Annotated in this window: 10 protein-coding genes; 9 read left to right on the plus strand and 1 reads right to left on the minus strand. The window is 37.3% G+C overall.

Annotated features, from left to right (window positions below; translation table 11 throughout):
- Window positions 1-6: 6 nt before the first annotated feature.
- Window positions 7-2,112, plus strand: a complete 2,106-nt coding sequence (locus MCS_RS01865; RefSeq protein WP_004854907.1) for a lytic transglycosylase domain-containing protein — start codon at window positions 7-9, stop codon at window positions 2,110-2,112.
- Window positions 2,113-2,298: 186 nt separating this feature from the next.
- Here MCS_RS01865 and MCS_RS01870 read toward each other — a convergent pair whose 3' ends face one another.
- The gene (locus MCS_RS01870) at window positions 2,299-3,075 is read right to left on the minus strand and encodes an energy transducer TonB family protein (RefSeq protein WP_004854908.1); all 777 of its coding nucleotides are present in this window, start codon (window positions 3,073-3,075) and stop codon (window positions 2,299-2,301) included.
- Window positions 3,076-3,330: 255 nt separating this feature from the next.
- Here MCS_RS01870 and MCS_RS01875 point away from each other — a divergent pair, with 255 nt between their 5' ends.
- The 8 genes from MCS_RS01875 (at window position 3,331) to thiS (ending at window position 13,529) form a co-directional block, all read left to right on the plus strand.
- The gene (locus MCS_RS01875) at window positions 3,331-5,511 is read left to right on the plus strand and encodes a TonB-dependent hemoglobin/transferrin/lactoferrin family receptor (RefSeq protein WP_024864240.1); all 2,181 of its coding nucleotides are present in this window, start codon (window positions 3,331-3,333) and stop codon (window positions 5,509-5,511) included.
- A 273-nt stretch (window positions 5,512-5,784) separates the two neighbouring features.
- Window positions 5,785-6,828 (plus strand): hemin-degrading factor, encoded by a 1,044-nt coding sequence (locus MCS_RS01880; protein ID WP_004854915.1) that lies wholly within the window; start codon window positions 5,785-5,787, stop codon window positions 6,826-6,828.
- A 16-nt stretch (window positions 6,829-6,844) separates the two neighbouring features.
- On the plus strand, window positions 6,845-7,747 hold the full coding sequence (locus MCS_RS01885) for a heme/hemin ABC transporter substrate-binding protein (RefSeq protein WP_004854917.1): 903 nt from the start codon (window positions 6,845-6,847) through the stop codon (window positions 7,745-7,747).
- A gap of 25 nt (window positions 7,748-7,772) precedes the next feature.
- Window positions 7,773-8,849, plus strand: coding sequence for a FecCD family ABC transporter permease (locus MCS_RS01890; protein ID WP_004854919.1), 1,077 nt, complete (start codon window positions 7,773-7,775; stop codon window positions 8,847-8,849).
- The gene (locus MCS_RS01895; RefSeq protein ID WP_004854921.1) at window positions 8,846-9,640 is read left to right on the plus strand and encodes a heme ABC transporter ATP-binding protein; all 795 of its coding nucleotides are present in this window, start codon (window positions 8,846-8,848) and stop codon (window positions 9,638-9,640) included. The genes MCS_RS01890 and MCS_RS01895 overlap by 4 nt, the downstream gene beginning before the upstream one ends.
- A 905-nt stretch (window positions 9,641-10,545) precedes the next feature.
- A complete protein-coding gene (thiC, locus tag MCS_RS01900; RefSeq protein WP_004854924.1) occupies window positions 10,546-12,381 on the plus strand; it encodes a phosphomethylpyrimidine synthase ThiC in 1,836 nt (611 codons plus the stop codon).
- The gene (locus MCS_RS01905) at window positions 12,378-13,328 is read left to right on the plus strand and encodes an FAD-dependent oxidoreductase (protein ID WP_004854926.1); all 951 of its coding nucleotides are present in this window, start codon (window positions 12,378-12,380) and stop codon (window positions 13,326-13,328) included. The genes thiC and MCS_RS01905 overlap by 4 nt, the downstream gene beginning before the upstream one ends.
- A 3-nt stretch (window positions 13,329-13,331) precedes the next feature.
- A complete protein-coding gene (gene thiS, locus MCS_RS01910; protein ID WP_004854927.1) occupies window positions 13,332-13,529 on the plus strand; it encodes a sulfur carrier protein ThiS in 198 nt (65 codons plus the stop codon).

The raw sequence follows: 13,529 nt of genomic DNA on the forward strand, positions 1-13,529 counted from the left end.
TTTTCTATGCGTGTATTTTCCGACTCTCTTTTTGTATCAGCCTTTACTGTATTTATACTGGCAACAACAATTTTATTTTCAAGTGCATTGGCACAAACACACCATATATATAGAAAAATACCAATCCCTTTGATTCGCCCATCAAACTTTGTCATGAAGAAGGATACTTTAAAACCGCTTAAACAAATTCATACAACAACCAGCAATATTTCTACAATCAATAACGCTTCTACGCTCCATCAGCTTAAATCAGGCCTCAACGCACTTTTTAATAACAATATTTCAAAAACAATAACTCTTCGTAATTTAATGGAAAAAAATAGCCTTGATCGCCATATTTTGACATGGGCGATTGCTATATCAAACCAAAACGATATTCCAAGCTTTGAAATATCTAATGCAATAAATGAACTAAAAGAATGGCCAGGCATAGCAACTATGCAACGCAATGCTGAACGTGCTTTTCTCAATGAGACAAACTCCACACACTTGATCATCCAAAGATTTTCTCATCATTTACCTCTTACTGCACAGGGAATGGCTCTCTTCACGAAAGCGCTTGTCACAACTGGACAAATCGTTCGTGCTCGACAAATCATAGCACCGTGGTGGTATAAAACGAAGCTCAATGCAAAAGAAGAAGAACTTATTCTTAAAAATGCAAGTGCTGCGTTGAAGCCTATTGATCACCTGAAACGCATGAAGTTTATGCTTTATGCACAACAATTTGACTCAGCTGAACGCATAGCAAAATTAGCACATGCACAATCCCTTTTTAACGCTTTTATTGCCGTTGAAAAAAACGATTCTAAAGCCATGCAAAAACTACAAGCTGTAGAACAATCATGGAAAAAAGATCCTCTCTTACAATTTATTCAAATTCGTTACCTTCGAAGAACTGGACAGTATAATGCAGCTGCAGCACTCATGATAAAAACACCAAGAGACGCATTAAGTCTTATTAACCCTGATACATGGTGGATAGAACGACGTACTCTTTCTCGTGAAATGCTTGATTTAAATAAACCTAAAATTGCTTATCAACTTGCTGAAATGCACATTGGCTCGACATCTTCTTTAGCAGTCGATGCTGAATTTCACGCAGGATGGTATGCACTACGTTTTCTTCACGATCCTAAATTGGCAATGCGGCATTTTTCGCGTATTCCTCAATTATCTTCTGCTCCTCTTTCAGCATCCCGTGGATACTATTGGATGGGACGAGCAGCAGAAGTTCTCGGAGAACATAAAAATGCCCAAAATTATTTTCATCGCGCTGCCCATTTTAGCGCAACCTACTATGGCCAATTAGCAGCTTCACAGATTAACCAAAAAAAGCTTGAAGTCTCCTTTCCTAAACCCACTATTGCCGAACGACAACGTTTTAACGCACGGAAAGCTATTCAAGCAATTCAACGCCTTGAATCAGCCGGCTATGACAATCTTGCTAAAATTTTTTACAAAGAACTCGGAAAAAAAATAGAAAGTCCTGGCGAATTAGCCCTCTTGGCTGTCATGGCAGAAAAAAATGGTGATTATTATACCAGCCTTAAGATTGGAAAAACTGCTATATCTCAAGGTAAAAATGTTGGTGCACTTTCTCACCCTCTCGGCGCTATTCCAGCATCTGCCAATATTTCTGTGGCAAAAAAAGCACTTATCTATGCTATTGCACGCCAAGAAAGCGAATTTAATCCAACAGCCATATCAAAAGCGGGGGCACAAGGTATACTTCAATTGCTTCCTACGACAGCAAAAGCACTTGCAAAAAAACATGCGATCGCATGGTCAGCAAAAAAATTCAGTAATGACGTCAATTATAATGCTACATTAGGCGCTCATTTTCTAAGTGAACAATTAGACCGTTTTAACGGATCTTACATCTTGTCTCTCATTGGTTATAACGCAGGCTCCAGTCGTGCCGATGAATGGATAAAACGCTATGGTGATCCTCGAGGGCAATCTCTTTATAAAGTGATAGACTGGATTGAACGTATTCCCTATACAGAAACACGCAATTATGTAATGCGTGTCATGGAAAATTATGAAGTTTACAAAACAAGACTCACTGGGAAAGCAGACATTAAAACCGATCTTGTTTCCGGCCGATGAAGGTAATATGTCCTTGACCTACTAAAGCTCGTCGCTTATCCTTCATAGCAGAAGGGAATGGCTATAATCATAGGAATTAACTGCATCTCTCCATTCATACACAACAGTACCTCTAAATACTTATTAAATATAAGCAATGTAAAACATCATCCGAATGGTATAAACTCAACCAGGAAAATCGCAAAATCAGCTAAATATCAAAGATACTCTGATAATTTTGTTTGCTTTTGATGGCGGCGGCGGCGGAAAAGAACCAACACGTTGAAGTGCCACCAACGCTAACCGATTAAGTTCTGGATCACCAGCAAAAATGACAACACGACTGGAAAAAATACTCCCCTGCTCGTTCACTCTAAATTCTAACTTCACCGTTCCATTTGCACGACTGGTACGCTGTCCAACAACATATTTTTTTTGCTTTTCTAACTGCGCCTGTACCTTTGTCAACCATTCCAAAAATAACGCCTCCTCATACATTGCTGCATTACCGACCTGCTTAGTGGTAGACGAACGTGCTTCCTTGGCTTTGTACTGCTTTACAATAGCCTTTGATATCGGTTTTTTGACAGAAATTTTATGCTCAATTTTGTGAGGAACCGGTTCTTCTACAGACTTGAGAATCGTAAAATCATCCTTTTCGTAAGGATGTTGTGGTTCTTCTGGTTGAACTTCATTTACCGCTTCTAATATCTCTAAATCTTGCTCTAAAGGAACAGGCTGCAATAACTCTGGCTCTGTGTCAATATCCAATGAATCTGTATCGGTATCTGATAAATCTGAACTACCATCAAAAGTTATAAACTCTTGCGCAAAAGTTAGTGTAACTATCGGAGAAGCTATACCATTCTTAACACCAGTACTCCGAAAATAAAATTGTGCTCCTAATGCTACATGCAAAGAGAGGGCGCCAAAAAACGCTCCAATCCACAGAATTGGAAACCACCTCGTATTTGCAAAATTCATTGTTTCTTCCATCACTATTCTAATCTAAGCTTATTGCTATATAGGTTTATTAAAACAAGCTGTTTTTAAATTGCAACTTTTTTCTTGACTGATTTTATCATGTTTAATATGGTTTTCTAGTGGTGTTGTGTCTTGTGCTAACATTAAACCATTCTTACTTGGCTGGCTAAATTATGATTATGATCGTCAGTTAGGTGTTTTTGTATGGAAATTCACGTCAGAGAGGGGATTTTTGAGAAAAGGTTATGTTGTATTATGCCAATAAGACGAAAAAGTATCTATAAAAATTGCTTAATTTTAAGTGTGCTATCGGTCTGTATACCTTCATTTGTTTTTGCACAAAACAACGACAAGGAGGCTGTAACTGAACTTAGATCAATACTTATTAAAGGAAAAAAAGTGGAAGATATTTCAAGTTCAGTGAATATTTTGACGGATCGAAAAACTGCTGAGAATATTGATGAAAAACAAATTAGTGATGTCCATGAAATTAGTCGTCTTGATCCATCCCTAGCCTATAATTCGAAAAAAAACAGTTTTGCAATTCGTGGTTTAGATGCAAACCGTGTTCTTATAACAATGGATGGTATTGTTCTTCCATGGCTTAATGATATATTGCGTGGAGATGGTGGAAATACAACGTTTGATCTTAATACTCTTTCCACATTTGATATTATTCAAGGGTCGGATTCTAGTCTTTATGGATCTGGTGCGCTAGGAGGAGTTATCGCTTTGCGCACCATTAATCCTGAAGACCTTATCACCGAAGGAAAAAATTGGGGTAGCCTTATAAAAGGTGGTTATCATTCTGTGAATAATAGTTGGCGCATAGATCAAACTTTTGCTATGCGTGCTCAGCAAACGTTTTTGCTCTTTCAAGGATCCCGCACGGAAGGTAATGAACGTAAAAATATGGGAACCATAGAGGGATATCATGAGGAACGCACACGTAAAAATCCCGCTGATTTTGACCAAAATAATTTGCTTCTTAAAGTTCATCAATATTTCAATGACACCCACCGATTTGGTTTTACCGCGGAACGCTTTGATTATAGCGAGAATACGCATTTATTAAATATGGATAACAGATACTCTCCAGGTTCCATTTATGATCAGGAAAATAAACGCCGTGAACGTCTTTCTCTTTCTTACGACTATAACGGCAACGGAGATGCACTTTTTGATGCATTTCGTGGGCAGCTTTATTGGCTAAAGCAATCAAATAATGATATTACGACTGGATTTCGCGTTAGAGCTCCAAAAGGAGATTATTTGAGAGATAATCTTTTACGTGATACTAATTATGGTTTAAATGCTTACGCTCTTAAAAAAGTGAATATTGGCACTGTAAGTCATACGTTAAAGTTTGCTACTAATGTTTTGTCATCTCAATTTCATCATTATTTGCTGGGTAAAGATAATTGCCATTTGAAAGAAAATGCAGATGGATGCCTCTTTGTGCCTGCTAATCGATCAGATTCACCGGATACAGATAGTTACAATTTTGGTTTGGTTTTTGAAAATGAGATTGGCTTTGCTCATAATCGTTACCGTATAACACCTGGAATTCGTTACGATTGGTATAAACATATCCCTCAAAAAACTTCTTCTTATGAGAAAGCATTGATTTCTGACAAATTTCCCCCAGAAAGAAATGGCTCACGTTTATCTCCTAAATTACGTATGGAGTGGGATATTCGTAATCAAATGACGTTTTATGCTCAATGGGCGCAAGCTTTTCGTGCACCAAGTGTTTCAGAACTTTACGTATCTTATATTAAACCCTCTGCTTATTATGTGAAAGGGAACTCTGATCTTAAAGCAGAAACAAGCAATGGGTATGATATTGGCATAAGATATGGAGATAAAAGCTTCGGTGGTTCACTCAGTGCATTTGTCAATCGATATAAGAACTTCATAGATACCATAAAGAAAGGAGCATCGGACGAATTCCCGCTTGGACGTCGGCAATACATGAATCGTTCGAATGTGCATATTTCTGGCGTAGAAGCAAGAGTATATTTGGCTTTTAATAGTGGATTGCGTAGTAATTTTGCACTTGTCTATTCGCAAGGAAAAGATCTTGATAAAAATGAATATCTCGACTCAATTTCACCTTTAAAAACGGTTATTGGGTTAGGCTATGCAAAAGAATTCTGGGGAGCAGATTTTGTACTTACTTCATCTGCAAAACGTGATAGAGTTGTGAGTGAATCTGACGTCCAAAAAGTTCCTGGATATAACATTATTGATATCTTAGGATGGTGCAAACCACTTGGTGAAAAAGGGCCTATTGTAAGAGCTGGTGTTTATAATCTGTTCAATACAAAGTATTGGAATGTATCTGGCCTTCCTTCAGGAAACGGTGCAATGCCAAATGATTATTATAGCCAACCTGGTCGTAACTTTAAGGTATCGTTCGTGCAAAAATTTTAGTCACTTCTGTTAATTATGGATATCAACGGAGAATTATATCAATAAAAGGGTAAATTATTGTGTTTTTATTTTCATGTCTTTTAAAATGACAGAGACTTAAAGTAGAGTTTTAATTTTTTTGTTAATTGATTTTGATTCTTTCGTTGATAATGGAAATTCATTTTGAGATGTGCTGAACCATTCCTTGGAAATGGTTCAGTTTCTCATCTTAAATGTAAAACTTATAAACGTTAACTAACATTAACTTTTGATCAATAACATAAGGTAAAATCCATGTCGTATACAGCTGAGATGATTATTCATTTGCGTGAAGAAAAAAAAGATATGCGTAACCGTGATTTTGCAGTTTCTATTGGTATATCCGAAGCAGAGCTTATTGCAGCTTATTGCACGATTGGAAAAGCCAAAAGGCTGCACGCTGATATTACGACTCTCTTAGATAATTCTCCTAAACTTGGCACTGTTATGGCATTGACACGTAATGAATATGCTGTTCACGAAATAACAGGATGTTTTGAAAAAATTGTTCAACACCAACATGTTCCTCTCACCCTTGGTGAAATTGACTTACGTATTTTTGCAAAACAATGGAAATTTGCTTTTGAGTATGACGTAATTATTCTTGGAAAGCCTATGAAAAGTCTGCAATTCTTTGATCAACACGGTATTGCTATTTTCAAAGTCTATTCTAAAGACACAACAAATATGGAAGAATGGAGTAAACTTGTTGAAAAATTACGACATGAAGACCAATCATCTGTTCTTGATATTCTTCCTACTCCTACTCCAATTCAAACGGATACATCTGATCTAGATATTGAAAAATTTCGGGATCGTTGGCGACAAATGACAGATGTGCATCAGCTTCACGGAATTCTTACTGAACTCAAAATAAATCGGCATGATGCTGTAAGATATGCTGGGAATGAGTTTGCTGAGGAATTAAAGATAGAATCTGTTGAAATGATGCTTAACCAAGTTGCGCAGCAAAAAATACCTATTATGTGCTTTGTTGGCAACAAAGGGTGTATCCAAATTTTCAGTGGGCAAATAAAAAACATTAAACAAATGGGACCATGGCTTAATGTTCTCGATCAGAAGTTTGACTTGCATTTACTTGTTTCGGGTATTGATAGTGTATGGTATGTTCGCAAACCTACTCGTGATGGTTATGTTAGCTCACTTGAAATTTTTGATAAAAATGGCGAAATGATTACTCAATTCTTTGGTATGCGAAAAGAAGGTCAAGAAGAACGTGAGGATTGGCGGTCTTTATTGAAGAGTTTACCTTCATGTCAAGAAACAGTAGTTGCTTAGAAAGGTAATATTGAGTATGTTTACATTTTTCCCAAGTAGACTATCAAGCCTTATTTTTATTTTTGTATCGCTTTCTCTTTCCTTTTTTTCCCAACATGTAACTGCTGAGCCTACAACGCGTTTTCCTGAAAACGCACGAATTGTTTCTATTGGTGGATCTCTTACAGAAATTGTCTATGCATTGGGAGCTCAAGATCAGCTTGTCGGCCGTGATAGTACAAGCGTTTATCCCAAAGAAGCTCTCAAGCTTCCTGTTCTCGGGTATATGCGTGCTCTTTCGCCTGAAGGTGTTTTATCACTTGCCCCAAATGGTATATTACTGATTGAAGGAAGTGGTCCTCCTTCAACTATTGATATTCTAAAAAAAACATCGGTCCCTATTGTAATCATACCAGAAAACTACACCCGTGAAAGTGTGATAGAAAAAATTCGCCTGGTTGGCAAAGCACTTCATAGAGAAGAGCAAGCAGCAGCATTGATTGAAAAAGTAAGCCGTAATTTTGTGAACAATGATGCACTTTTAGCAAAAGTAACAAAACCAAAGCGCGTTCTTTTTATTTTTTCCGTACAAAATGGACGCGTTATGGCATCTGGAACAGATACAGCTGCTGATAGTATGATAAAGCTTTCAGGTGGTATCAATGCTATCACCGATTTCAAAGGATATAAACTACTGAATGGCGAAGCATTATTAAAATCAAACCCTGATGTTATTTTGATTGTAAAACATAATAGCAGATCCACTAATCTTGAAAAGATTTTAGCTATACCAGCAGTTCAAGCAACAAATGCAGCAAAAAATCATGCCATTAAACAGATGGATATCATGTATCTTTTAGGATTTGGTCCACGCACTGCAGATGCATCGAAAGAACTGATTAATATACTTTATGGTGCAAATCAAAATGGTAAGAGCTGATAAAAATGGTAGATAGTACATCCTAATGCATGCATCTGAAAAAAAAGAGAGTAAAAAAATAGACCGTGCAAATTTGAGAAAGATTGTATTATTAGGTCTCACCATATTCCTCGCCTTCAGTATTTTTGCTGGGATTTTGAATGGTGCTTCAAACGTTTCTTTCTTTGATTTTCTTCATGTAACGCTTACACAAGACTTTTCAGTAAGTAGTAAAACGCTTGGTTATCTCGTGTTTATCGACATTAGGCTTCCCCGCGTTATCTTAGGGTTATTAATTGGATCAGCTTTAGCTGTCTCTGGTGTTCTCATGCAAGGACTTTTCCGTAATCCTCTTGCAGATCCTGGAATTGTAGGCGTATCAGCAGGCGCAGGCCTTGGCGCTGTTTTAGCAATTGTCATTGGTATTGCCTTTCCTGCTTCATTGGCACCTTTCCTAGAACCTTACAACGTTATTATAGGCGCCTTTTTGGGTGGACTTCTCTCAACAATTGTTCTTTATGTAATAGCAACACGTCATAATTTTACCTCTATTGCAACAATGCTTCTTGCAGGTATTGCTCTTGGTGCTTTAAGCAGTGCTGTTGTGGGAACGCTCATTTTTATCGCAAATGACCAACAACTCCGTGATATTACTTTTTGGAGTCTTGGCTCTCTTGCAGGTGCCACATGGTTGAAAGTTTGGCTTATTTTTCCTTTTATCTGTGTTGGCCTTCTTTTTTCGCCCCTTTTATCACGAGCACTTAACGCTCTTGCACTTGGAGAAGCCGTTGCTGGCCATATTGGTTTCCATATTCAGCATATTAAAAATATTGCTATTCTTCTTGTTGCACTTATGTGTGGTAGTGCTGTTGCTGTCAGTGGTGGTATTGGTTTCATCGGTATTGTTGTTCCGCATATTTTACGTCAGCTGATTGGTCCCGATCACCGTTATCTTATTCCCTTTTCTGCTCTTTTGGGAGCGGCATTACTTATTTTTGCTGACACCTTTGCACGCTTAATTGTTGCCCCCGCAGAATTACCAATTGGAATCGTCACAGCACTTTTTGGTGCACCTTTTTTCCTGTGGATCCTTATCTACAAACGAGGAACAAATTTTTCATGATTAAGGCGACTAATATTTGCATTCAACGCGGAAAAAAACAGATTCTCAGCCGTGTCAATCTTCAAGCAAAAAGTGGTGATCTTACCATCATTATCGGTCCCAATGGATCTGGAAAAAGTACTTTTGTCAAAGCACTGAGTGGTGAAATTCCCTATAGTGGAGAAATAACTCTGAATGGTCGCGATGTCTGCCAAACAAAAACTTGTGAAATGGCAATGATGCGCGCCGTGCTACCACAATCAACAACATTGGTTTTTCCATTTTTAGTTAATGAAGTAGTGAGGCTTGGTCTTTCTGCAAACAAACTTATTACCACTAAAACAAAACTAGAAAATCTTTCGCAAAAAGCTCTAGAGCGTGTTGGTTTGGCTGATTATGGTAATAGATATTATCACCAATTGTCAGGTGGAGAGCAAGCAAGAGTACAGTTAGCCCGTGTACTTTGCCAAATATGGGAGCCTGTTTATAATGGAGTTTCTCGTTGGATGATATTAGATGAACCTATTGCAAGCCTCGATATACAACATCAGCTTGTTGTTATGAATATTGCAAAAGATTTTGCCCGTTGTGGTGGAGGCGTCCTTGCTGTTTTGCATGATCTTAATCTTGCCGCACATTATGCTGATAAAATGATATTGCTAAAGCAAGGAGAGATTTATTGCGAAGGAAGTGCTTCCGTTGTTTTGACAACACAGAACCTGCGTGACGTTTATCATTGTTCCTTAAATGTTTCTGAATTACCTAAAACAGATATTCCTTTTATATTGCCACAAACGGCATCTCCCTTATAAATAATCTATTTTCTAGAAGTTTATTTAAATCAAATGATTAAAGTATACAGAAAAAAATAGCAATATGTTCAAAAGTCGTTTTATGACTCTTTCTAAAGCTAGGTGGATTATTATTTTTTAAATATAACTCATCCCTCTATTAAATAAATTTGTTGTGTTCTGTTATTTTAAACACTCTATATTATCAATAAAAAATCAATAACAGACCAATAAAGGTATCTGTGTACATTTCGAAAATGAACTTCAGAATCGACTAAATATACGTCAATGCACTATCTTCACGTAAAAACATGACGCAACATTAGAAGAAAATAAATATATGGTACTAATTTTTGATTTCATAAACGTAAAGATTGTGAACTCAGTAGATCTTAACTTATCGGATTCATTCCCTGCTCAAAAATGAGATTGAGATATAGAATGCCTTTGAGGGAAAAAGCAATAAAAATAAGATAGGAAAAAACTTCTTACTTAAGCATTCGCACAATCTCAAATAATACAAAGCTTTCAGCAACTTGTTGTAGTACTAGACCTTTCTTTTAAACTTTCATAGAAATTTTATCTCTATATTCTCATCATTTTTGTTCTCATGGTAGCTGTTTTCATTTCTAAAAAACAGCAAAATCGTTAAAAATACATCTTTGCGATTGACAAGAGAAATATTTAAGCCAACCATGTTGGTTCTAACAAAAATGCTTTAAGTGGGGGTATCATGCAAATATTATTCAAAATATTGCATCGTTTTTTCAAAATAGAATTTCTTAAGCTTCATCGAAGGATTTTACAATAAAAGACATATTGTATGCCCCCTTTCATTTAAAAGTCATTGTAATAGCTCATTTGGATACATCCCCGTTAACATTGTAACTTGTTTTTAAACTCTTGTGTTTATAAGGAAAAAGTTTGTGCAGAAAAATACTCTATCAATCAATTGTAACCCCTTTCCCGCTTCACGCAAAATTTATCAACAAAGCCTTCTCTTTCCTGATGTCCGCGTACCATTCCGTGAAATTTCATTAACAGATAACAGTGGTGAAAAATCTTTAAATATCTATGATACTTCTGGTCCCTATACTGATCAAACCACAATTATTGATCTTAAAAAAGGCTTACCCGCAATTGGTTCACCTTGGCTCTCGAAGCGAGCCGATACTGAATCTTATCCTGCGCGATCGATCAAACCTGAAGATAACGGTTTTGCCTATGATCAAACCTCTATATCAACCTTTGAACAAAAGCGTCCTATTTTGCGCGCAAAAAATGGCAAAGCAATTACACAAATAGCTTATGCACGTGCAGGTATTATTACTGCTGAAATGGAATATGTTGCTATCAGAGAAAATGAAGGATTAACAATAAAGGACCAACAAAACGCACAATCAGATGGCACATCTGACGGATCAATACCAGAAATATATACTGCAGAATTTGTTCGCAATGAAATTGCTTGCGGACGGGCCATTATCCCCCAAAACATCAACCATCCAGAATGCGAGCCAATGATTATTGGACGTAATTTTCGTGTTAAAATTAATGCTAATATTGGTAATTCTGCAGTTACTTCATCTATGGCAGAAGAAGTTGATAAAATGGTTTGGGCCATTCGTTGGGGAGCAGACACTGTTATGGACCTCTCAACAGGACGAAATATTCATAATATTCGTGAGTGGATTATCCGAAATTCTCCAGTTCCTATTGGGACTGTTCCAATTTATCAAGCACTCGAAAAAGTACAAGGTATTGCTGAAAATTTAACATGGGATATTTTTCGTGATACTCTTATAGAACAAGCAGAACAAGGAGTTGACTATTTTACTATTCATGCAGGACTAAGGTTACCATTTATTCCTCTTACTGTTGATCGTGTAACAGGTATCGTTTCAAGGGGTGGTTCAATTATGGCAAAGTGGTGTTTGCATCATCACAAAGAAAGTTTTCTCTATGAACATTTTGATGAAATTTGTGACATTGCACGCATGTATGATATCTCCCTTTCATTAGGAGATGGGCTGCGCCCAGGCTCTCTTGCTGATGCCAATGATGAAGCACAATTTGCCGAACTTAAGACTTTGGGGGAACTTACAAAAATTGCTTGGGAAAAAGATGTACAAGTGATGATTGAAGGACCTGGTCATGTCCCAATGCATAAAATTAAAGAAAATATGGAAAAACAATTAGATCTCTGTCATGAGGCACCTTTTTATACTTTGGGTCCTTTAACAACTGACATTGCTCCTGGATATGACCATATTACATCTGCAATCGGAGCTGCTATGATTGGATGGTTTGGAACAGCCATGTTGTGTTATGTCACACCTAAAGAACACCTAGGACTCCCCGATAAAAATGATGTAAAAACTGGAGTAATCACTTATAAAATTGCTGCCCATGCTGCTGATCTTGCCAAAGGTTTGCCACGGGCACATCTGCGTGATAATGCCCTCTCACGAGCTCGATTTGACTTTAGATGGCATGACCAATTCAACCTTTCTCTTGATCCAGAAACAGCTTGTGCTTTTCATGATGAAACAATGCCTAAAGAAGCGCATAAATTAGTGCATTTTTGTTCTATGTGTGGACCAAAATTCTGTTCCATGCGTATTTCCCATGATATCCGTGAAGCAGCAGCAATAAACAAAACAAAAAATGAAGGTATGATTGCTATGGCCGAGAAATATCAAAAAAATGGTGACCTTTATGTAGATGTTACTCCTTATCAACAAAAGAAAGTAAACAGTTGAAAAATATTCTTATTAAAGGTGCTGGTGTTGGTGGTTTAACAGTTGCCTATATGTTACAACAAAAAGGCGCTTCTGTTACTGTATCTGCGCCTGTATACTCCCCCGTAGGAACAGCCAGTTGGTACGCAGGAGGAATGCTCGCACCTTACTGTGAAAGGGAAAGTGCTGAACAAATTGTTGAAGAACTTGGTGTGCAAGCAATACAGTGGTGGCGTGAAACTCTTCCAAATCTTGTCATAGAAAAAGGTACTTTAGTTGTTGCACCTACACGGGATATCGTAGAGCTTGAACAATTTTCAGTCCGTACACATCATCATAGAACTATAAATAGTACAGAAATCGCACATCTTGAACCTGATCTTGCAGAACGTTTTAACCATGCACTTTTTTATGAAAATGAAGCACATATTGATCCTCGCATAGCACTTCTCACGTTAAAAGAAAATCTGATAAAAAAGGGAGCTGATTTTGTTGATGTAAAAGCATCTGAAAAAAAATTTGATGTTATTATTGATGCAACAGGAATAGCACGTTTGGGAAAAGATAAAAATATACGAGGTGTACGCGGCGAAATGCTTCTTATACGTAGCACAGATATTAAATTTTCGCGCCCTATTCGTCTCCTTCATCCGCGCATTCCACTTTATGTTGTTCCTCGACAAAACAACATTTTTATGATTGGAGCAACAATGATTGAAAGTGATTCTGATGGAGCAATCTCGGTAAGATCAATGATGGAATTACTCAATGCGGCTTATACATTGCATCCTGCTTTTGCCGAAGCAGAGATTATTGAATCCGGCGTTGGTATTCGTCCATGTTATCCTGATAACTTCCCTTCTGTGTACAAACATGGTAACCATATTTCTATTAATGGATTTTATCGACATGGTTTCCTTTTATCTCCAGAAATGGCAAAACGGGCAATGGAAATGGCATTGGAGTAAAGCATGCAAATATTTGTTAATGGTGAAATAATTCAAACAGAAGTCCTCACCCTCAACCTCTTGCTTGAAGAATTGGGGTATGAGGGAAATTGGTTGGCAACTGCTGTTAATGCTGAAGTTATTCCCGTAGATGCACGAAGCCAATGTGTCTTACATGAAGGAGATGAAATTGAAATTTTAAGCCCAATGCAAGGAGGATAA

This window comes from Bartonella doshiae NCTC 12862 = ATCC 700133, assembly GCF_000278155.1.
Classification (GTDB): domain Bacteria; phylum Pseudomonadota; class Alphaproteobacteria; order Rhizobiales; family Rhizobiaceae; genus Bartonella; species Bartonella doshiae.